Raw genomic sequence first — 20,464 nt, 5'->3', positions numbered from 1 at the left:
ATCATGACCGAGTCGCAAACCGCCTTCGAACTGCTGCTGGACATCGACCGCCGCTGCCGCCTGCTGGCCGCCGACCTGCCGTCCCAGGAAACCCGCCTGCAACGCTGGAGCGGGATTGCTTTCCGTGTAGGGGCAAACGGGTATGTGGCGCCCATGGGCGAAGTCGCCGAAGTGTTGCATGAGCCGCGTTGCACCCTGATACCCGGGGTAAAGCCCTGGGTCAAGGGCGTGGCCAACCTGCGCGGGCGCTTGTTGCCGGTAATGGACTTGGGTGGTTTCCTTGGTCTGGAGTTATCCAAAGCGCGCAAGCAACGGCGCGTATTGGTGGTGGAGTTCAACGACCTGTTTGTCGGGCTGCTGGTAGACGAGGTGGCGGGTATGCAGCATTTCCCATTGGACGCCTGGATGGCCAGCACCACCCCTGGCGCGCCGTTTATCCAGGGCCAGTTCGACGGCGACCCGCAGTGGCAAGTCTTCAGCCCCTTCGCCCTGGCCCAGGCCCCAGGCTTCATGGATGTCGCCGCATGAGTACCGCCACCACGCCCAAACCCCAGGCCGCCTCGCGCAGCCGTTCGCAGATCATCGTACTGTTTATCGCCTTGATCGTGTTCATCATGCTGTTGTTCGCCAACTTCGCGTACCTCAACACCCAGTCCACCTACGATAAACAGTACATCGGCCACGCCGGTGAGCTGCGCGTGCTGTCCCAGCGCATCGCCAAGAACGCTACCGAAGCGGCCGCCGGCAAGGCCGCCGCGTTCAAACTGCTAGGCGATGCGCGCAATGATTTTGCCCAGCGCTGGGGCTATCTGAAAAAAGGCGACCCGCAAACCGGCTTGCCGGCTGCGCCCAGTGCGGTACGCGCCGAAATGCGTGCGGTGCAGACCGATTGGGAGGCGTTGCTGAAAAACACCGACGCGATCCTTGCCAGCGAGCAGACCGTACTGTCCCTGCATCAAGTGGCTGCGACCCTGGCCGAAACCGTGCCGCAATTGCAGATGGAGTCGGAAAAGGTCGTCGATATCCTCCTGCAACGCGGCGCCCCGGCCAGCCAGGTGGCTTTGGCCCAACGCCAGTCACTGCTGGCCGAACGTATCCTGGGGGCGGTCAACACTGTGCTCGCGGGGGACGAAACCGCGGTGCAGGCCGCCGATGCCTTTGGTCGCGACGCCAACCGTTTCGGCGTGGTGCTCAACGGTATGCTCAACGGCAACCCGGGGCTGCGCATCACCCAGGTCGAAGACCAGGACGCCCGTGCGCGACTGACGGAAATCGCCGAACTGTTCGAATTCGTCTCCGGCTCCGTGGATGAGATCCTCGAGACTTCGCCGCAGTTGTTCCAGGTGCGGGCGTCGGCGAGCCATATTTTCAATCTGTCGCAAACCCTGCTCGATGAAGCCTCGCACCTGGCCACCGGTTTTGAAAACCTTGCCAGTGGGCGCAGTTTCGACACCATCGGCGGTTACGTACTGGGCCTGCTGGCGCTGGCCTCGATCATCCTGATCGGCCTGGTCATGGTGCGCGAGACCAATCGCCAACTGCATGAAACCGCCGAGAAGAACGAGCGCAACCAGAACGCGATCATGCGCCTGCTGGATGAAATCGAAGACCTGGCCGACGGCGACCTCACCGTCACGGCCTCGGTCACCGAAGATTTCACCGGCACCATCGCGGACTCCATCAACTACTCCGTAGACCAGCTGCGCGACCTGGTCGCCACCATCAACCTCACTGCCGGGCAAGTCGCCGGGGCAGTGCAGGAGACCCAGGCCACCGCCATGCACCTGGCCCAGGCGTCGGAGCATCAGGCCCAGCAGATTGCCGAGGCCTCGACGGCGATTGAGCAGATGGCCCAGTCCATCGATCAGGTATCGGCCAACGCCGCCGAATCCTCGGCGGTGGCAGAGCGTTCGGTGGAGATCGCCAACAAGGGCAACGAGGTGGTGCACAACACCATCCACGGCATGGACAACATTCGCGAACAGATCCAGGACACCGCCAAGCGCATCAAGCGCCTGGGCGAGTCCTCCCAGGAAATCGGCGACATCGTCAGCCTGATCGACGACATCGCCGACCAGACCAATATCCTCGCCCTCAACGCGGCGATCCAGGCGAGCATGGCCGGGGACGCCGGACGCGGTTTTGCCGTGGTGGCCGATGAAGTGCAACGGCTGGCCGAGCGCTCATCGGCGGCCACGCGGCAGATCGAAACCCTGGTGCGGGCGATTCAGGCCGACACCAACGAAGCGGTGATTTCCATGGAGCAGACCACCACCGAAGTGGTGCGTGGCGCCCGTCTGGCCCAGGACGCTGGGGTGGCGCTGGAGGAGATCGAAGGCGTGTCGAAAACCCTGGCGGCGCTGATCCAGAGTATCTCCAATGCGGCGCAGCAGCAGACCTCGTCGGCGGGGCAGATCTCCCTGACCATGAATGTGATCCAGCAGATCACCACCCAGACGTCGTCGGGTTCCACCGCCACCGCCGAAAGCATTGGTAACCTGGCGAAGATGGCCAGTCAGTTGCGCAGGTCGGTGTCGGGTTTCACCTTGCCGCCGCCCAAACAGGTCGATGATTGAAATACGACCTGAAGAACACCACAGTCCAACTGTGGGAGCAGGCAAGCCAGCTCCCACATTGGATCTCCATTGTTTGTGAGATACCAGCAACTCATGAATTCTAAGCGGAGCAGTTATGGTTGATCGGCACGACTACGTGGCCCTTGAATGGGTCAAGGGCGACATTGCCGAAACCCTCAAGCAAGCCCGTTCGGCGCTGGATACATACGTTGAAACCGGCGACGCCCTCGACGAGTGCCTGGCCGGTGTTCACCAGGTACATGGCGCGCTGCAAATGGTCGAGTTCTACGGCGCGGCGTTGCTGGCCGAAGAGATCGAGGCGCTGGCCCTGGCCCTCCAGGCCGGTCGTGTCGGCCAGCGCGATGAAAGCATCCGCCTGCTGCAACAAGCCCTCGGCCAATTGCCGCTGTACCTCGACCGCGTGCACAGCGCCCGCCGCGATTTGCCACTGGTGGTGCTGCCGTTGCTCAACGACCTGCGCAGCGCCCGGGGTGAAAGCCTGTTGTCGGAAACCAGCCTGTTCAGCCCGCAACTGCTGTCGATCACGCCGCTGCCTGATGAAGCACTGGCCCTGCGTGCGACACCGGGTTTGCATGAACAACTGCGCCAGTGGCACCAACTGCTGCAACAAGCCCTCGCCGGGTTGCTGCGCGAAGACCACGGCCCGAGCAACCTGGAAGACATGGCGCGGGTGTTCGCGCGCCTTGAAGCGCTGTGCCAGGGCGCGCCGTTGTTGCCGTTGTGGCAGGTCGCCTCGGCGCTGGTCGAAGGCATGCTCACTGGCGTGATCGCCAACAGCCCGGCGCTGCGCAGCCTGCTCAAGGCCAGTGACAAACAACTCAAGCGCCTGCTGGCCCAGGGCATCGGCGGTATCAACCAGCCGGCGCCGGATGAATTGCTCAAGAGCCTGTTGTTCTACGTCGCCAAAGTCACCCGTCCGACGCCGCGCATGCAAAGCCTGAAAGAACGCTATGGCCTGGACGAAGCCTTGCCCGACAGTGCCGTGGTCGATGCCGAGCGTGCGCGGCTGGCCGGGCCGGATCGCAATGCCATGGGCTCGGTGCTTGGCGCCTTGTGCGAGGAACTGGTGCGGGTCAAGGAGCGCCTCGACCTGTTCGTACGCAGTGACCGCCAACACACCAACGACCTCGACGCGCTGCTGGCGCCGCTGCGGCAGATCGCCGATACCCTTGCCGTACTGGGGTTCGGCCAGCCGCGCAAAGTGATCATCGACCAACTCGCCGTAGTGTTGAGCCTGGTCCAGGGCCAGCGCGAACCCAGTGATGCGGTGTTGATGGATGTGGCCGGCGCCTTGCTCTACGTCGAAGCGACGTTGGCCGGGATGATCGGCACCGTCGAGCCGGAAAGCCGCGAAGAGAATCGCCTGCCCACCACCGACCTGACTCAGATTCATCAACTGGTGATTCGTGAGTCCTGCCAGTGCTTGAAGCAGGCCAGGGAACTGGTGATCGACTGCATCGAGGCCCATTGGGACCGCCAGCGCCTGGAATCCCTGCCGCAGCTGTTGAGCCAAGTGCGCGGCGCCCTGGCGATGATTCCCTTGCCGCGGGCGGCGAGCCTGATGCGCGGTTGCACCGACTACGTCGATGAGCAGTTGATGGCCAGTGACGCTGCGCCTTGCGAGGCGCAACTGGCGCATTTCGCCGAGGTGATCAGCAGCCTGGAGTATTACCTCGAACGCATGCTCCAAGATCCTGACGCGGCCGGCGAAAAAGTGCTGGAACTGGCGACTCAGGGCTTGAGCGCACTGGGTTACCTGCCGACAGAAAAACCCTGGCGCCAGGCCCTGGCCGCGCCCGACGGCGCATTGTCCACCGAGACCGCACCGAGCCAGTCCCAATTCGATGCGTTGGCCAGCCCCACTTCACGTCTCAATCCTCCAGCCTTGCGGCGTCCGGGCAGCCTGCTACCGCCGCCGGCTGATGAAGCGCCGATTGACGATGAGTTGCGTGAAGTCTTCCTTGAGGAAACCGAAGAAGTCCTTGAGGTGCTGCATCGCAACCTGCCCAACACCACGGACAAACTCGCCCAGGGTGAAATGCGCCGGGCCTTCCACACCCTCAAAGGCAGCGGCCGCATGGTGCGCGCCCTGGTGCTGGCCGAGTTGGCCTGGGCTGTGGAAAACCTGCTCAATCGTGTACTGGAACGCAGCGTCACCCTCGGCCCCGAGGTGCAGCAGGTGCTGGATGAAGCGGTGGCCCTGCTGCCGGAATTGATCGCCGATTTTGCTACCGATGCCCAGCGTCAGCGCGACGAAGTCGACGCCCTGGCCGCCCGTGCCCATGCCTTGGCCAGCAGCGCCCCCGTGTCGATTGCCGAACCCCATGACCCGATGCTGCTGGAGATCTTCCGCAACGAAGCCCAGAGCCATCTGGACAGTCTCGACCACTTCCTGCAACAGGCTGCCGAGCATCTGCCGCTGCAGGTCAGTGACGAACTGCAACGCGCCCTGCACACCCTCAAGGGCAGTGCCTACATGGCCGGCGTGCTACCCATCGCCGAACTGGCGCGGCCGCTCGATCACCTGACCCGCGAATACAAGGCCCACCGCCTGCCGCTGGACCTTGATGAGGTGGAGCTGCTGCTCGAGGCCCAAGAGCTGTTCCAACATGGATTGCGCGACCTGGGCAGCGATCCCCTGGCACCGATCGACGGTGCGGCTGATCTGATCGGCCGCACTCAAAGCTTGCTGGACCACCAGCTCGACGCACTGCTCGACGCCCCCAATACCGGCCTGCGCATCAAGCGCGACCCGCAACTGATCACCAATTTCCTGGCCCAGGGCATGGACATCCTGCTCGATGCTGAAAGCCTGCTGCGCCGCTGGCAGCAGCACCCCGGCGAGCGCCAGGAACTCACCGCACTGCTGGATGAACTGACGACCTTGGGGGAGGGCGCGCACATCGCCGACCTGCACCCCATCGATGCGCTGTGCGAAGCCTTGCTCGACCTGTATGGCGCCGTGGAAGAAAGCAGCCTGGCGGTCAGCGAGCGGTTTTTCCTGGAAGCCGAGCAGGCCCATGAAGCCTTGATCAACATGCTCGACCAGTTGGCCGCCGGCCAGGAAATCAGCCCGGCGCCGGCACGGGTGCAGGCCCTGCGCGAGCTACTGGATGACGCGCTGGACCCCTCGGCTACCGGCCTGATCAAAAGCGACGGCAGCCGTGCGCTGAGCATTTCCGAGCTGGGCGCCGCCACTGTACAGCTGGGCCAGCAAACGGTGATGGACGACGAGATTGTCGACATCTTCCTCGAAGAAGCCGTGGATATCCTCGACAGCGCCGGGCAGTCCCTCAAGCGCTGGCTGCTGGAGCCCGAGAATGCGACGCCGTTGTCCTCGTTGCAACGCGACCTGCACACCCTCAAGGGCGGTGCGCGCATGGCCGAAATCGACCCGGTGGGCGACCTGGCCCATGAGTTGGAATGCCTGTATGAGGGCCTGGTGGACCGCCGCTACAGTTACTCCACCGAGCTGTCCCTGGTAGTGATGGCCAGCCACGAACGGTTGGCCTTGCAACTCGAAGAGCTGCAACACCAGCAGCCCTTGAGCGATGGCGCCGAGCTGGTCGCCAAACTGCGGGAGCTGCGCCAGAGCAGTACACCTACAGCTCCGGTTGCGGCGGAGCCGGCCTCGGGTGCCGACCCTGAGCTGCTGGATATCTTCCTTGAAGAAGCCGCCGATATCCTCGACAGCTCAGGTAGCGCGCTGCTGCGCTGGCAGGCCGAGCCGGGCAACCGCCAGGAAGTCGAAACCCTGCTGCGTGACCTGCATACCCTCAAGGGCGGCGCTCGTATGGTCGAGATCGGGCCGATTGGCGATTTGGCCCATGAGCTGGAATTTCTCTACGAAGGCTTGTCCGCCGGCTTGCTCGCGCCGACCCCTGAGCTGTTTGCGCTGCTGCAAGGCTGCCATGACCGCCTGGCGCAGATGATCGACGCCGTAGCGGATGGATTGCCCGTCGGCCCGGTGGACAAGCTGATCGAACGCATCAAGAGCCTGGTGCACCCCAGCGATGAGCCAGTCATGCCGGTGGCGTTGCCGGCGGGCAAGGGTGAGGCGGTGATCGATCCTGCTGCCGACATGGTGAAAATCTCTGCCGACTTGCTCGACGACCTGGTCAACCTGGCGGGCGAAACCTCGATCTTCCGTGGCCGTATCGAGCAGCAAGTCAACGATGCGCGCATCGCATTGAATGAGGTGCAAACTACTATCGAGCGCATGCGCGACCAATTGCGCCGACTCGACAGCGAAACCCAGGGCCGCCTGCTGAGCCGCCAGCAGGCCGAGGCCGAGCGTCTGGGCTATGAAGAATTCGACCCGCTGGAAATGGACCGTCATTCGCAGCTGCAGCAATTGTCCCGTGCGCTGTCCGAATCGGCCTCCGACCTGCTCGACCTCAAAGACACCCTCGAACGCCGCAACCAGGATGCCCATGATCTGTTGCAGCAGCAGGCGCGCATCAACACCGAGTTGCAGGAGGGCCTGATGCGCACGCGCATGGTGCCTTTCGAACGCATGCTGCCGCGCCTCAAGCGTATCGTGCGCCAGGTGGCGCAGGAGCTAGGCAAGGACGTGGAGTTCATCGTCGGCAACGCCGAAGGCGAGATGGACCGTAACGTTCTGGAGCGCATGGCGGCGCCGCTGGAACATATGCTGCGCAACGCTGTGGACCACGGCCTGGAATCCCGCGAGGTACGGTTGCAGGCGGGCAAGCCGGAGAAGGGCCGTATCACCCTGGACCTGACCCACGAAGGCGGCGATATCGTCTTCGACATGCGCGACGACGGTGCCGGCGTACCCCTTCAAGCCGTGCGGCGCAAGGCGATCAAGCGCGGCCTGCTTGGTCCTGATCAAGAGATCAGCGATCGCGACGTGCTGCAATTCATCCTGCAACCGGGCTTCTCCACCGCGGAAAAAATCACGCAGATTTCCGGGCGCGGCGTCGGCATGGACGTGGTGCATGAAGAAGTGCGCCAACTCGGCGGTTCAATGGTGATCGATTCGACGCCGGGGGCGGGCGTGCATTTTCGCATTCGCTTGCCGTTTACCGTGTCGGTCAATCGGGCGCTGATGGTGCAATGCGCAGACGACCAATACGCGATTCCCCTCAACACCATCGAAGGTCTGGTGCGCGTGCTGCCCCACGAGCTGGCGGGGCACTACCAGCAAGACCCGCCGCACTATGAATATGCCGGCCAGCGCTACGAGTTGTTCTACCTGGGCGACCTGCTGCATACCGTCAGCCGCCCGAAACTGCTCGGCCAGTACCAGCCGGTGCCGGTGCTGCTGGTGCACTGCAATGAACGGCGCGTGGCGGTGCATGTGGACGCCATGGCCGGAACTCGGGAGATCGTGGTCAAGGGGCTGGGCCCGCAGTTCGCCGCAGTGCAAGGTCTGTCCGGCGCGACCATTCTCGGCGATGGCCGCGTGGTGTTGATCATCGACCTGCTCGCGCATATCCGCGCCCGCCAACCGGCCCTGCCGGCCCAGGCGGTGGATGCGCCGCTGATCCTCAACGACCCGCTGAAAAAGCGCCCGCTGCTGGTGTTGGTGGTGGACGACTCAGTCACCGTGCGCAAAGTCACCAGCCGCCTGCTGGAGCGCAACGGCATGAACGTGCTCACCGCCAAGGACGGCATCGACGCCATCGCCGTGCTCGAAGAACACACCCCGGACCTGATGCTGCTCGACATCGAAATGCCGCGCATGGACGGCTTCGAAGTGGCCATCCAGGTACGCAACGACCCACGCCTGATGCGCCTGCCGATCATCATGATCACCTCGCGCACCGGCCAGAAACATCGCGACCGCGCCATGGCCATCGGCGTCAACGACTACCTTGGCAAGCCGTACCAGGAGTCGGTGCTGCTGGAAAGCATCGCCTACTGGAGCAAGTCCCATGCTTGACCACCGCGCGAGCCAACTCACCGGCCTGCTGCTGCCCCTGGCCGACCGCAACCTGGTGCTGCCCAACGTCGCCATCGCCGAGCTGATCGACTTCCAGCGCGGCGAACCGGCCAGCGATGCACCCCCGTGGTACCTGCGGCAGGTCACGTGGCGCGATCGGCAAATTCCGTTGATCAGTTTTGAAGCTGCCTGCGGTGAAGCCAGCATGACGGGCGAACGCTCACGCATCGTGGTGTTGAATGCACTGGGCGGGCGGCCGACATTGAAATTCATTGCACTGGTAATCCAAGGCATTCCCCGCTCGTACAAGCTTGATAGCGAATTGAGCTACGTGGACGTGCCCCTGTGCCCGCTGGAACTGGCGGCGGTGCAAGTGGGCGAGCAAGTAGCGAAGGTGCCGGATTTGATGGGGCTTGAAGCGCTGCTGGTAGAGTCTGGCCTGGCCTGACCCTGAGCCCTATGAAGATCTACTGTGGGAGCTGGCTTGCCTGCGATAGCGGCGTTTCAGTCACTGCATTAAACACTGACCCACCGCCATCGCAGGCAAGCCAGCTCCCACATTAAGGACTGCGGGCGGTCTTAGGATTTTTCCTGCAAGTTTTTGGGCTGTGCATGAACTTGTCGTGATTGATCATCGCGCCTAGTCTTCGCTCCGTCATCGCAAAAAACGGTGACACGGACGTGCAAGTCCGACGAAACTGTTTAGGCGTACGAACGCCCAGCCAACCACGGGCGTTTTTTGTGCTCGCTGCTTTATGGCGGCTGCGCGCAGGAGGTCTTCGGACCTGCTGGGTGTCCTAAACAGGCCCGGTCTTGCACACCTGCGCACGGTCGCCACCCTCATTCGCGTGCAAGCGAACGGTGGCGCTCCTTACTGACTGTTTAGGAGCTTTATCATGGTCAAACCTACCCCCAATCCGCCTCTCTTCACCGTAAACCCCCACCAAAACACCGAAACCCTGCTGGTCAACGCCAGCGAAACCCTGTCCTCTCTCAACGCACTCACCTGCAACCTGGCCTTCGACCTGGACACTTCCCAACGCGCCATCATGCTCGGGATTCAGCAAATGGCAGAGATAGGACAGTTATTGGTGGATCAAGCACTGGAGCAGATATCCCCCGCCCCAGCGGCTTAAACAGGATCGTTTTGATCGTTCCCACGCTCCGCGTGGGAATGCATCCCGTGACGCTCTGCGTCACCTTGGGGCAGGTCTTGGGCCTTGCAGCGGCTGGCAGGACGCGGAGCGTCTCAGGCGGCATTCCCATGCAGAGCGTGGGAACGATCATGCCCCTCGACACGAGAGGTTTCGGATTTTTCCTGCGAGAAATCTGTTTAGGCACCCAAGACGCCTAGATCTATAAGCGTTCCTTACTGATCCATTTTAGGAACCGAGCATCATGTCGAAGTCATCTTCCAAGCAAGGCCAACCTGGAGAATCTGCAACCTAGTGGTGGCTTGAAGGCTGAGCTACCGGATCGCAAGAAGAGTGTCGGGTTGCGCTGCATGTTTTCGCAGACGTGAAGATTCGCACATTCAGCGTTCAGCGAGTGGTTTTCTGCTGAAGCAAGGCGCGTGAAATAATGAAAAACGTTAAGTAGTTGAACAATATCAGACCGTACAATGCAAGCAGTAGTGCTGAGGTAAATATAGGAAGTAAAAATAAGCTGTTGCCGACCAGTCTGAGTTTGTGATCGTGCGCTGCAAAATCTATATAGCTAAAGTAATTTTGATAAGCAAATAAAGCGTTTACCACTATCAGTCCAGCGCACATAAGAGCGTATTTTGGCCAGGTTATGTCTTTCAGGTTGATTTTGGCCAGTGTCGAGTTTTTGATTGTGCTGAGCAATACAAATATTCCGATGATAGGGCCTGCGATGCTGATGTAATTAGCTATCGCTTTAGCGGGTAAGGGTAAATGCGATGACCATGCACCTACTACGCCCAACAGATGGTTGTCGAGGAAGTTATTGAGTGCTACCGAAAAGGGAGTGCTGGGCTGAGCAGGTATCAAGGCGGCCAGCACGAAGATCGGAAGAATACTTATAAATATTTTTATCAATGGAAGTTTTATTGAAGAGTGTCGTGGTGGTGATGTATTCACAGTTGGCCTTGACGTGATGTTCTGTCGATCAACGAATAATGTGTGGCGCTTAGTGAATGGTAAGCACTAAGCGCCTTGACTATTTCATTAGCCGGTATAAACCAGATTGTTGATCTTGTCTACTGTCTTAGGGTCTATATAAGCGGATATAGCGGCCATGATGACTGCAATAAACACGAAGCCTACACCCGTAGCGACGGCAGGAAGACTGACAGCAGCCAGCCCCATTGCTGCCAACGCACCGAACCCGGAAGACACCGCAGTGCCGATGGCAATGCTCTCGACTTCGAGCATCAAGGGCTTCCAGTCGCCGGTATTAAATCCGGTCGATGCAGCGGTAGAAATTTTGGAGACCTGAAGAGACAACCCAATAACCCCGAATCCTCGACCGAGTCTTTTCAGATTATCGGAAAAAGCTTGGTTATCAAGCGCTTTGAGCGCGGCGTCGACTGCTGCTGTGTCCTTTTGGTTGAGCTTGAAGTTCGGGTTGTTCTGGATTTTTTCGAACGCGGCTAGCGCTTGTGGATAATTATTAATGTTTTTCCCCGACACGTTGTTTTTCAGATCTTGAGTGACCTCGCCCATGGCAGTACCGTAGCGGTTTGCAATCTCTTTGCTCGTATCGCTGATGAACCCCAAGGAATCTTGAAGTGCGCCGGGGTCAAGCTTGTTCATCTCATTAGAGTACGCGCTGAGCTGATCTCTCAGATAATCAAAAATTTTGTTTTGCATGTCGATTTCATAGCTGGACTTAATGCCTTCAAGTTCATGACCCATGATGTTTTCTAATGAATCATTACCGGTTTTTACCGAGGCATCCACTTCTCCCATAATGCTATCAATGGTGCGCGACAAATAGTTCTTTGCCGGGAGATCATCAAGTTTTTTCTCATAATATTTGCGCAGTTGTGAGCGGCGGAAGGCGACATTCTCGATAGCTTTCGCTTTCTGTTCGATCGATTCAGCAGGCGGATCATTGATGACAGGGCCCGTTTCCCTGATCGTTTTATCAATTTCAGCATTCATGTTGTTTGGAATATCGCGTGCGTCGGCTTCGTAGCCAAGTTGGAACTCGAATTTGACTTCTTTGATTTGAAGTGGGAGCACACGCTGATAATCAACCCCGGCATCTTCATAGCTGTCCATACTTGGCCATGTGCCGGTATCGGCTGCCTCAGTCATGAGACGATCGACGGTTTCATGACCGATGACTACGTTCCCTAAACTGACACCAATCTGGCTTGGTGGGGGCTCATTCGCGTAAATGTAAGTAGCGGGTAGATCGATGTGGCCTTGTACATATGACATAAGTTTAATCCTTTAAACTTTTTGGGTTCAGCGTACGCTCTCCGAGGGGGCTGAGCCATGCGCGTGGTCTTTCAACTGGAGTTCGCTTTGGCTCGAGTGCGCCCCGTTGTCCTAACGAAAGCGTGCCTCAAGGCAAGCGAAGTTAACTGTATATACGTACAGCTTTGTTGTCGAGGATGTTTTGAGGATTTTTCTCGAGTGGGAATTTTTATCGTTTACGCGGCTCGGTTGGAGCGGCGCCCATTGATCAATCATCTCCTTTGATTTCTACGAATCCATTACTCCAGCCGTAACAATCCGCGGTGCAGCTTGATTGATAGCACCCAAATTCACTCCTAAGGTACAGCCCCACGACAGCAAACCCCGTGGAGCGACCATGACAACAACCATCACCCCCGACTCGCGCTGGACGCGGCGGCGCGACGAGAAGCAGCGGCGGCTCGGGCTGGTCAAACAGTATGCAGACGGGGCGGTGTTGCCCAGCGACAGGATCGTCGAGGCCCTGCAAGCGCTGATCCTCCCAGGCGACCGCGTGGTGCTGGAAGGCAACAACCAAAAGCAGGCCGACTTCCTCTCGCGCTCCCTGGCCAAGGCTGACCCGGCCAAGCTCCACGATTTGCATATGATCATGCCCAGTGTCGGGCGCGCCGAGCACCTGGACCTGTTTGAAAAAGGCATCGCCCGTAAGCTGGATTTCTCTTTTGCCGGCACTCAATCCCTGCGCATCAGCCAGTTGCTCGAGGACGGCCTGCTGGAAATCGGCGCGATCCATACCTACATCGAACTCTATGCGCGCCTGGTGGTGGACCTGATCCCCAACGTGGTGCTCTCGGCCGGCTTCATGGCCGACCGTGCCGGCAATATCTACACCGGCGCCAGTACCGAAGACACGCCGGCGCTGATCGAACCCGCGGCGTTCAGCGACGGCATCGTCATAGTGCAAGTCAACCAGTTGGTGGACGACGTCACCGACTTGCCCCGCGTGGACATCCCCGCAAGCTGGGTCGATTTCGTGGTGGTAGCCGACAAGCCGTTCTACATCGAACCGCTGTTCACCCGCGACCCGCGCCATATCAAGCCGGTGCATGTGTTGATGGCGATGATGGCGATCCGTGGCATCTACGAAAAGCACAATGTGCAGTCGCTCAACCATGGCATCGGTTTCAACACCGCCGCCATCGAGTTGATCCTGCCCACCTACGGCGAATCCCTGGGGCTCAAGGGCAAGATCTGCCGTAACTGGACCCTCAACCCGCACCCCACGCTGATACCCGCCATCGAAAGCGGTTGGGTCGAGAGCGTGCACTGTTTCGGCACCGAACTGGGTATGGAAAACTACATCGCCGCCCGCCCCGATGTGTTCTTCACCGGCCGCGACGGCTCGATGCGCTCCAACCGCATGTTCTGCCAACTGGCCGGCCAGTACGCAGTGGACCTGTTTATCGGTGCCACCCTGCAAGTCGATGGCGACGGCCATTCCAGCACCGTCACCCGTGGCCGCCTCGCCGGTTTCGGCGGGGCGCCGAACATGGGGCACGACCCACGCGGTCGCCGTCATGGCACCCCCGCCTGGCTGGATATGCGCCACGACGATGCGCCCGAAGCCCTGCTGGAGCGCGGGAAAAAACTCGTGGTGCAGATGGTCGAAACCTTCCAGGAAGGCGGCAAACCGACCTTTGTCGAGACCCTCGACGCGGTGGAAGTCGCACGCAAAAGCGGCATGCCGCTGGCGCCGATCATGATTTATGGCGACGACGTCACCCACCTGCTCACCGAGGAAGGCATCGCCTATCTGTACAAAGCCCGCTCCCTGGAGGAGCGCCAGGCGATGATCGCCGCCGTCGCCGGTGTGACTGCCATCGGGCTGCGCCACAACCCCAAGGACACGGCACGCATGCGCCGCGAAGGCCTGATCGCCCTGCCCGAAGACCTGGGTATCCGCCGCACCGACGCCACCCGCGAGTTGTTGGCCGCCAAGAGCGTGGCCGACCTGGTGGAATGGTCCGGCGGCTTGTACAACCCGCCTGCAAAATTCAGGAGCTGGTAAATGCGCGCCCTCAAACTGCATGAAATCAGCCTCGCCGATCGTTTGGCGGATATGGCCGTCGATGCGCTGATCGATGAAGCGGATCTGTCGCCTAAACCCGCCTTGGTAGACCGGCGCGGCAACGGTGCCCATAACGATTTGCACCTGGGCCTGATGCACGCGTCGGCGCTGTCGCTGTGGCCGATGTTCAAGGAAATGGCCGAGGCCGCGTTTGAGTTCGGTCAAATCGGTTTGCCCCTGCGTGAAGCCCTGGGACGTATTGGTCGCGAAGGTGAGCAAGCGATGCTCGCCACTACCAACGGTGTGAACACCCACCGCGGTGCGATCTGGGCCCTCGGTTTGCTCACCGCCGCAGCGGCACTGGAACCCCGTGCCGTCACGCTGAACGCGGCCAAGCTGGCCCTGCTCAATGACCGCCACGCGCCACGACCCTTCAGCCACGGCGCCCAGGTCGCCCAACGCTACGGCGCACGCGGTGCCCGCGAAGAAGCGCAACTGGGTTTTCCCGCCGTGATGCAACGCGGCCTGCCGCAACTGCATAAAAGCCGCGGGGAAAAGGCCGGTGAGCAGAATGCCCGCCTGGACGCTTTGCTCGCGATCATGACCGAACTGGCCGACACCTGTGTGCTCTACCGCGCCGGCACCGAAGGCCTCCAAGCCATGCAGCAAGGCGCCCAGGCGGTGCTCGACGCTGGCGGTAGCGCAACTCTCGCCGGTCGTCGCCAACTGCACGCACTGGACCAGCAACTCCTGGCCCTGAATGCCTCCCCCGGTGGCGCCGCCGACCTGTTGGCCGCCTGCCTGTTTATCGACCGCCTCCACGGAGCGTTGTGATGGAAACCTTATCCTTTGAATTCCCTGCCGGGCAGCCGCCCAAAGGTCGTGCGCTGGTGGGGTGTGTCGGTTCCGGCGACCTCGAAGTGCTGCTGGAACCGGGCACGGCCGGCACGCTGACGATCCAGGTGCAGACCTCGGTCAACGGCGCGCAGCAACGTTGGCAGCACCTGTTCGAACGCATCTTCCAGGAGCAGACACCGCCTGCATTGAAGATTGATATCCACGATTTCGGCGCCACCCCCGGCGTGGTGCGTTTGCGCCTGGAGCAAGGTTTCGAGGAGATCGGCCATGACTGATTTGCTCACCAAGCACAGCTTTGTCGAACTCGGTGCACGGCAGCGGGCCAAGGCGTTGTTGGATGTTGGCACTTATCGCGAACTGATCGACCCGTTCCAACGCGTCATGTCGCCGTGGCTCAGCCGCCAAGGCGTGGTGCCCCAGGCCGATGACGGCGTGGTGATTGCCAAGGGCAGCATCGCCGGCTTGCCGGTGGTGGTTGCTGCTATCGAGGGTAATTTCCAAGGTGGCAGCCTCGGTGAAGTCGGCGGCGCGAAGATCGCGGGCGCCCTGGAACTGGCTGGCGAAGATAACCGCAACGGCATACCGACTCGTGCTGTGCTGTTGCTCGAAACCGGTGGCGTGCGTCTGCAGGAAGCCAACCTGGGCCTGGCTGCGATTGCCGATATCCATGCGGCGATTGTCGACCTGCGCCAGTACCAGCCGGTAATAGGCGTGGTGGCGGGCAGTGTCGGTTGTTTTGGCGGCATGTCCATCGCGGCCGGGCTGTGCAGTTACCTGGTCGTCACCCGCGAAGCACGCCTGGGTTTGAACGGCCCGCAGGTGATCGAACAGGAGGCCGGCCTGGAAGAATACGACTCCCGCGACCGGCCTTTCATCTGGAGCCTTACGGGCGGCGAGCAACGCTTTAACAGTGGTTTGGCCGACCGCTACGTGGCGGACGATGTGGTGCAGATCCAGCAGACCGTGAGTGCGCTGTTGCAACAAGGCGCGCCCGAACAACCGCGTAGCCGCCGCGCTGATTTCTATTTGGCGCGCCTGGCCGAACTCGACACAGCGGCGCAAATCGAGCCCGCGACGGTGAGCGCTCTGTATCAGGGAGAACGCCCATGAGAGGGTTGCAGTGGTTCAACGCTTTGAGCGCTGGCGCAACACCCGTAGAGGGCTTGCCGGACTCATTGAAAGTCGCAGACGGCGTATTGGGTAAGCAGGCGGTGCGCTTTATCGCCGTGGTCACCGACCCGAATAACCGTTTCCCGCGTGCGCGCAGTGGCGAAGTCGGGTTGCTGGAAGGTTGGGGGCTCGCCAAGGCCGTCGATGAAGCCATCGCGACGGGTGACAAACGCCCCATCATCGCCATCGTCGATGTGCCCAGCCAAGCCTATGGCCGTCGTGAAGAAGCCCTCGGCATCCACCAGGCCCTGGCCGCCGCTGCCGACAGCTACGCCCGCGCACGCCTGGCCGGCCACCCGGTGATCGCATTGCTGGTGGGCAAGGCCATGTCCGGTGCGTTTCTGGCCCATGGCTATCAGGCCAATCGCCTGATCGCCCTGCGCGACCCTGGGGTGATGGTGCACGCCATGGGCAAGGCTTCGGCGGCGCGGGTGACCTTGCGCAGTGTTGAAGAGCTCGAAGCCCTGGCCGCCAGTGTGCCGCCCATGGCCTATGACATCGACAGTTATGCCAGCCTGGGTTTGCTCTGGGAGACCTTGTCGGTGAGCCAGATTGAACAGCCAACATCGGACGACGTGGCGCGGGTCACCGATTGCCTGGTGCAGGCGATCAAAGATGTCGCGCAGCCTGATTTAAAAGGCCGTCTCGGTGCGACTAATCGCGCCGCCTCAAGCCTCGTACGCCAACTGCTGCGGGAACAATGGTGAACGCCCACGATTTGCTCTGGGGCATGACCCCGGCGCACCTGCCTGCGGACGCTCCGGCCTGGGTGCTGGAAGCAATCGACGCCGGGCATCCGGTGGTGGTGCGTCGCGCCGTGACCGAACCGGCCCAGGTGGCGGTTGGCATACGTGGGCGTTTGCGTGAGCAGCGGTTTGCGGCGCTGATGCCCATTGCCGCGGTGCAACGGCACGTGGCGCCTGAAGACTTGCGCCAGGTGACCTCATCACGGGATTTACCCGCGCTGCGGGCGCTCGCTCAACTGCGGCCAGTGTTGGCGCAGCTAGTCTGGGGCGTCAGCGGCAGTGCCGGATTTGAATTGGCGAGTGGCGTCGAAGTGTTGCATGCCATGAGCGATCTGGATTTGATTTTGCGCACCCCCGAACCGCTTGATCGCTTTGAGGCGCGGGCGTTACTGGCAAAACTGGACACCGCGCCGTGCGCCGTGGACCTGCAACTGCAAACCCCGTTTGGTGCAGTCGCCTTGCGCGAATGGGCCGGCGGATCTCGTCGTGTGCTGCTCAAAACCAGCAACGGCGCGCACCTTGTGCTCGACCCTTGGCAGGCTGCGGTATGAGCAGCCTTCTGGTGTTTCCGGGACAGGGCGCCCAGCGCGCGGGCATGCTCCAGGCGCTATCGGCCGAGGTTCTGGAAGAAGCCAGTGATGCCTTGGGTGAAGATGTTCGTCGGCTCGATTCGGCGCAGGCCTTGGCGAGCACGCGCGCGGTGCAACTGTGCCTGCTGATCGTCGGCGTCGCCCATGCCCGCCAGTTGCAACATACGCCTGATTACGTGGCGGGCCTGTCCATCGGCGCCTACCCAGCCGCCGTCATCGCCGGAGCCCTGGACTTCGCTGACGCGGTAAAGCTGGTGAGCTTGCGGGGCGAGCTGATGCAGCAGGCTTATCCACAGGGCTACGGCATGACCGCCCTGATTGGCCCTGAATTATCCAGCGTCGAGGCGCTGCTGGCGGATATCCACAGCCCACTGACCCCGGTGTACCTGGCCAATATCAACGCCGATAACCAGACCGTCATCGCCGGTAGCGATGAAGCCATGAAGCGCGTTGCTGAACGTATCAAAGGCAACGGCACCGCCAAGCGCCTGGCCGTCAGCGTGCCGTCCCACTGCGCGTTGCTGGAACAGCCGGCCCAGGTCCTGGCCCAAGCTTTCGTGCCGCTCAAGGCGCCGCGCATCACCTACCTGAGCAGCACCCGCGCACGACCCATCCACAACCCCGAGCAACTGCGCGATGACCTGGCCTTCAATATGTGCCGCGTCGTTGACTGGCGCGGCACCGTGCAAAGCGCCTATGAGCGCGGCGTGCGCCTGCAGATCGAATTGCCTCCGGGCGCGGTGCTCACCGGTCTGTCGCGCCGCGTCTTCGACCAAGGCACGGTGATCGCCTGCGAAGGCGCGCGCCTGGACACCTTGCAGGCGCTGCTGCAAGAGGAGGAACGCCGCCACCGATAAAGCAGCACCCAAGGCTTTCGAAGCACAAAAACAACAATTTCGAACGAGCACTTTGAGGACAACAACCATGATTATCTACGGTGTGGCGTTTCTGGCGCTGTGTACATTGGCTGGCCTGTTTGTCGGTGAGCTGCTGGGCAAATGGATGGGTATCCCGGCCAACGTCGGCGGGGTGGGTATCGCCATGTTGCTGTTGATCGGCCTGGGCAGTTACCTCGGTAAGCGCGGCTTGTTTACCGGCAAGTCGGAGCAGGGCGTGAGCTTCTGGGCCGCGATCTATATCCCGATTGTGGTGGCGATGGCGGCCCAGCAAAACGTATATGGCGCCATCAGCGGCGGGCCCATGGCGATTCTGGCCGGGACCGTTGCGGTGGTGCTGGGCTTTGCCCTGGTGCCGGTGTTGGTACGCATCGGCAACCGTGAGCCTGCTGCGGTTGTTCCCACCAAAGAAGCCGGGTGATCGCCATGTACGAATCGATGATGAAAGTAATCACCGGCTACGGCTTGATCAGTGGTTTTGCCGTGATCGGCCTGACCATGTGGGTCTCCTACTGGATTTCCGACACCTTTACCAAAGGCCGCCTGCATGGCTCGGCCATCGCCATCCTGCTGGGCTTGGTGCTGTCGTATGTGGGCGGGGCCTTTACCGGCGGCTCGAAAGGGGTGGTGGATATTCCGCTGTTGTCGGGTATCGGCCTGTTGGGCGGTGCCATGCTGCGGGACTTTGCCATTGTCGCCACGGCGTTTGGCGTGAGTGTCGATGAGCTCAAGCGCGCTGGGTATGTTGGCGTACTGGCGTTGTTTGTCGGCGTGGGTTCGTCGTTTATTGCCGGGGTCGGAGTGGCGATGGCGTTCGGTTATACCGATGCGGTGAGCCTCACCACCATCGGCGCCGGAGCCGTGACCTATATCGTCGGCCCGGTGACCGGCGCGGCGATCGGGGCCAGTTCCGAGGTGATGGCGCTGTCCATTGCCGCCGGGTTGATCAAGGCGATTCTGGTGATGGTGATGACGCCGTTCGTGGCGCCGCTGATCGGGCTGAACAACCCGCGCAGTGCGGTGATCTTCGGCGGCTTGATGGGCACCTCCAGCGGCGTGGCGGGCGGGTTGGCGGCGACTGATCCGAAGCTGGTGCCTTATGGGTGTTTGACCGCGGCGTTTTATACAGCGCTGGGGTGTTTGTTGGGGCCGTCGTTGTTGTTTTTGGTGATGAGGGGGTTGGTGGGCTGACTGGGGATTTTCGCTGTTTGGTCTGGCGCTATCGGGGGCAAGCCCCCTCCCACATGTTGACCGCATTCTCAGGTAGGAACTCGGTCAAGTGTGGGAGGGGGCTTGCCCCCGATAGCGATCTCAAACCTGGCGATTGGCATACATCCGACACTCCGCCAGCAACGCCAGCAGGTTCGGGTCGCGCTCCTTGGCCTTCAGGAACACTACGCCGATATGCTGCTGCAACCGATACCGGGGTTGCAGCGGTATCAGCTTCACGCGGTTTTCATACACCGCTGCAATCCGCCCCGGCAGCAGCGCATAACCCACCCCTGAACTGACCATGCTCAGCAAGGTGAAGATATCGTTCACCTGCATCGCCACCTTCGGCTCGAACCCCGCTTGCTTGAACACCCGGTTGCCGTCCTGGTGTGTGGCGAAGCCCTGGGTGAGGGTGATGAAGGTAGCGTCGCGTACATCGGCCAGGTCGATTTCCTGGTTGCGGTCCAGGGGGGAGTCGGCCGGGGTGGCCAGGAAGATGTCATCGCTGAACAGGGCGATCTGCTCACAGTCAGGGTCGTTGGCGTGTTCGTCGAGGGAGATGAGGATCGCGTCGACTTCCATGTTCTTGAGTTTGTAGAGCAGGTCGAAATTGGAGCCGAGGATCAGGTCGATGTTGAGTTCGCTGCGGCGGATTTTCAGGCCCATGATCAGTTGCGGTACGGTTTTTACCGTCAGCGAATACAGCGAGCCGAGCTTGAAACGCTCGGCGGAGAACCCGGCGGCTTCGCGGGTCAGGCGTACGCTGTCGACCACATCGGCCACCAATTTCTGTGCGCGCTCTTCGAGCACATAGGCGCTTTCCAGCGGGGTGAGGTTGCGGCCTTCGTGCTTGAACAGCGGGCAGCGCAGGGCATTTTCCAGGGAGTGGATGGCGCGGTGTACGCTGACGTTGCTGGTTTGCAACTCGGCGGCGGCGCGGGCCAGGTTGCCGGTGCGCATGAACGCCAGGAAGATTTCCAGCTTCTTGAGGGTGAACTCTTCGTCAATCAGCATGGCCATGGGCTCTTGT

General features: G+C 61.2%; 17 protein-coding genes. 14 read left to right on the top strand and 3 right to left on the bottom strand.

Translation table 11 applies throughout. The features are described from left to right. The first annotated feature begins 3 nt into the window (after window positions 1-3). The 5 genes from TU73_RS23120 to TU73_RS23100 all read left to right on the top strand — a co-directional run bounded on the left by TU73_RS23120 (window position 4) and on the right by TU73_RS23100 (window position 9,641). The gene (locus TU73_RS23120; RefSeq protein WP_057014160.1) at window positions 4-528 is read left to right on the top strand and encodes a chemotaxis protein CheW; all 525 of its coding nucleotides are present in this window, start codon (window positions 4-6) and stop codon (window positions 526-528) included. Further along, window positions 525-2,576: a methyl-accepting chemotaxis protein gene (locus TU73_RS23115; RefSeq protein ID WP_057014159.1), complete on the top strand. Its 2,052-nt coding sequence runs from the start codon at window positions 525-527 to the stop codon at window positions 2,574-2,576. Before TU73_RS23120 ends, TU73_RS23115 begins: the two co-directional genes overlap by 4 nt. A 115-nt stretch (window positions 2,577-2,691) precedes the next feature. Beyond that, the gene (locus TU73_RS23110) at window positions 2,692-8,505 is read left to right on the top strand and encodes an Hpt domain-containing protein (RefSeq protein ID WP_057014158.1); all 5,814 of its coding nucleotides are present in this window, start codon (window positions 2,692-2,694) and stop codon (window positions 8,503-8,505) included. After that, window positions 8,498-8,953 carry a chemotaxis protein CheW gene (locus TU73_RS23105; protein WP_057014157.1) on the top strand — a complete coding sequence of 152 codons (456 nt, stop codon included), beginning with the start codon at window positions 8,498-8,500 and terminating at the stop codon, window positions 8,951-8,953. The genes TU73_RS23110 and TU73_RS23105 overlap by 8 nt, the downstream gene beginning before the upstream one ends. Window positions 8,954-9,401: 448 nt before the next feature. Beyond that, on the top strand, window positions 9,402-9,641 hold the full coding sequence (locus TU73_RS23100; RefSeq protein ID WP_057014156.1) for a DUF6124 family protein: 240 nt from the start codon (window positions 9,402-9,404) through the stop codon (window positions 9,639-9,641). Window positions 9,642-10,046: 405 nt separating this feature from the next. On the opposite strand, the gene TU73_RS23090 is transcribed toward TU73_RS23100, so the two are convergent. Both TU73_RS23090 and TU73_RS23085 read right to left on the bottom strand, forming a co-directional pair. Next, on the bottom strand, window positions 10,047-10,607 hold the full coding sequence (locus TU73_RS23090) for a hypothetical protein (protein ID WP_156421247.1): 561 nt from the start codon (window positions 10,605-10,607) through the stop codon (window positions 10,047-10,049). Between the two features lie 87 nt (window positions 10,608-10,694). Further along, window positions 10,695-11,915, bottom strand: a complete 1,221-nt coding sequence (locus TU73_RS23085; RefSeq protein ID WP_057014153.1) for a colicin-like pore-forming protein — start codon at window positions 11,913-11,915, stop codon at window positions 10,695-10,697. Window positions 11,916-12,291: 376 nt separating this feature from the next. Here TU73_RS23085 and mdcA point away from each other — a divergent pair, with 376 nt between their 5' ends. From mdcA to madM, 9 genes are all read left to right on the top strand, one after another. Beyond that, window positions 12,292-13,962, top strand: a complete 1,671-nt coding sequence (gene mdcA, locus TU73_RS23080; RefSeq protein ID WP_057014152.1) for a malonate decarboxylase subunit alpha — start codon at window positions 12,292-12,294, stop codon at window positions 13,960-13,962. Beyond that, window positions 13,963-14,796: a triphosphoribosyl-dephospho-CoA synthase gene (locus TU73_RS23075; RefSeq protein ID WP_057014151.1), complete on the top strand. Its 834-nt coding sequence runs from the start codon at window positions 13,963-13,965 to the stop codon at window positions 14,794-14,796. Further along, a complete protein-coding gene (locus TU73_RS23070; protein ID WP_057014150.1) occupies window positions 14,796-15,095 on the top strand; it encodes a malonate decarboxylase subunit delta in 300 nt (99 codons plus the stop codon). Before TU73_RS23075 ends, TU73_RS23070 begins: the two co-directional genes overlap by 1 nt. After that, window positions 15,088-15,930, top strand: coding sequence for a biotin-independent malonate decarboxylase subunit beta (locus TU73_RS23065; protein WP_057014149.1), 843 nt, complete (start codon window positions 15,088-15,090; stop codon window positions 15,928-15,930). Before TU73_RS23070 ends, TU73_RS23065 begins: the two co-directional genes overlap by 8 nt. After that, window positions 15,927-16,697 carry a biotin-independent malonate decarboxylase subunit gamma gene (gene mdcE / locus TU73_RS23060; RefSeq protein ID WP_057014148.1) on the top strand — a complete coding sequence of 257 codons (771 nt, stop codon included), beginning with the start codon at window positions 15,927-15,929 and terminating at the stop codon, window positions 16,695-16,697. Before TU73_RS23065 ends, mdcE begins: the two co-directional genes overlap by 4 nt. Next, the gene (locus TU73_RS23055; protein ID WP_057014147.1) at window positions 16,691-17,287 is read left to right on the top strand and encodes a malonate decarboxylase holo-ACP synthase; all 597 of its coding nucleotides are present in this window, start codon (window positions 16,691-16,693) and stop codon (window positions 17,285-17,287) included. Before mdcE ends, TU73_RS23055 begins: the two co-directional genes overlap by 7 nt. Continuing rightward, window positions 17,284-18,183, top strand: a complete 900-nt coding sequence (gene mdcH, locus TU73_RS23050; protein WP_057014146.1) for a malonate decarboxylase subunit epsilon — start codon at window positions 17,284-17,286, stop codon at window positions 18,181-18,183. Before TU73_RS23055 ends, mdcH begins: the two co-directional genes overlap by 4 nt. Window positions 18,184-18,250: 67 nt before the next feature. Next, complete coding sequence (madL, locus tag TU73_RS23045) at window positions 18,251-18,643, top strand: malonate transporter subunit MadL (RefSeq protein ID WP_043046248.1); 393 nt, start codon at window positions 18,251-18,253, stop codon at window positions 18,641-18,643. A 5-nt stretch (window positions 18,644-18,648) separates the two neighbouring features. Further along, window positions 18,649-19,413, top strand: a complete 765-nt coding sequence (gene madM / locus TU73_RS23040; protein ID WP_057014229.1) for a malonate transporter subunit MadM — start codon at window positions 18,649-18,651, stop codon at window positions 19,411-19,413. Between the two features lie 120 nt (window positions 19,414-19,533). On the opposite strand, the gene TU73_RS23035 is transcribed toward madM, so the two are convergent. After that, a complete protein-coding gene (locus TU73_RS23035; protein ID WP_057014145.1) occupies window positions 19,534-20,448 on the bottom strand; it encodes a LysR family transcriptional regulator in 915 nt (304 codons plus the stop codon). Window positions 20,449-20,464: the final 16 nt, after the last annotated feature.

Source organism: Pseudomonas libanensis, from assembly GCF_001439685.1.
GTDB lineage: Bacteria > Pseudomonadota > Gammaproteobacteria > Pseudomonadales > Pseudomonadaceae > Aquipseudomonas > Aquipseudomonas libanensis.
The sequence above is the reverse complement of the archived record's forward strand: the minus strand, read 5'-3'. Positions and strand labels throughout refer to the sequence as shown.

What these genes read in the sequence shown, in the direction of transcription:
- TU73_RS23120 (WP_057014160.1), top strand. Translation starts at nt 4, where the DNA reads ATGACCGAGTCGCAAACCGCCTTCGAACTGCTGCTGGACATCGACCGC.
- TU73_RS23115 (WP_057014159.1), top strand. Translation starts at nt 525, where the DNA reads ATGAGTACCGCCACCACGCCCAAACCCCAGGCCGCCTCGCGCAGCCGT.
- TU73_RS23110 (WP_057014158.1), top strand. Translation starts at nt 2,692, where the DNA reads ATGGTTGATCGGCACGACTACGTGGCCCTTGAATGGGTCAAGGGCGAC.
- TU73_RS23105 (WP_057014157.1), top strand. Translation starts at nt 8,498, where the DNA reads ATGCTTGACCACCGCGCGAGCCAACTCACCGGCCTGCTGCTGCCCCTG.
- TU73_RS23100 (WP_057014156.1), top strand. Translation starts at nt 9,402, where the DNA reads ATGGTCAAACCTACCCCCAATCCGCCTCTCTTCACCGTAAACCCCCAC.
- TU73_RS23085 (WP_057014153.1), bottom strand. Translation starts at nt 11,915, where the DNA reads ATGTCATATGTACAAGGCCACATCGATCTACCCGCTACTTACATTTAC.
- mdcA (WP_057014152.1), top strand. Translation starts at nt 12,292, where the DNA reads ATGACAACAACCATCACCCCCGACTCGCGCTGGACGCGGCGGCGCGAC.
- TU73_RS23075 (WP_057014151.1), top strand. Translation starts at nt 13,963, where the DNA reads ATGCGCGCCCTCAAACTGCATGAAATCAGCCTCGCCGATCGTTTGGCG.
- TU73_RS23070 (WP_057014150.1), top strand. Translation starts at nt 14,796, where the DNA reads ATGGAAACCTTATCCTTTGAATTCCCTGCCGGGCAGCCGCCCAAAGGT.
- TU73_RS23065 (WP_057014149.1), top strand. Translation starts at nt 15,088, where the DNA reads ATGACTGATTTGCTCACCAAGCACAGCTTTGTCGAACTCGGTGCACGG.
- mdcE (WP_057014148.1), top strand. Translation starts at nt 15,927, where the DNA reads ATGAGAGGGTTGCAGTGGTTCAACGCTTTGAGCGCTGGCGCAACACCC.
- TU73_RS23055 (WP_057014147.1), top strand. Translation starts at nt 16,691, where the DNA reads ATGGTGAACGCCCACGATTTGCTCTGGGGCATGACCCCGGCGCACCTG.
- mdcH (WP_057014146.1), top strand. Translation starts at nt 17,284, where the DNA reads ATGAGCAGCCTTCTGGTGTTTCCGGGACAGGGCGCCCAGCGCGCGGGC.
- madL (WP_043046248.1), top strand. Translation starts at nt 18,251, where the DNA reads ATGATTATCTACGGTGTGGCGTTTCTGGCGCTGTGTACATTGGCTGGC.
- madM (WP_057014229.1), top strand. Translation starts at nt 18,649, where the DNA reads ATGTACGAATCGATGATGAAAGTAATCACCGGCTACGGCTTGATCAGT.
- TU73_RS23035 (WP_057014145.1), bottom strand. Translation starts at nt 20,448, where the DNA reads ATGCTGATTGACGAAGAGTTCACCCTCAAGAAGCTGGAAATCTTCCTG.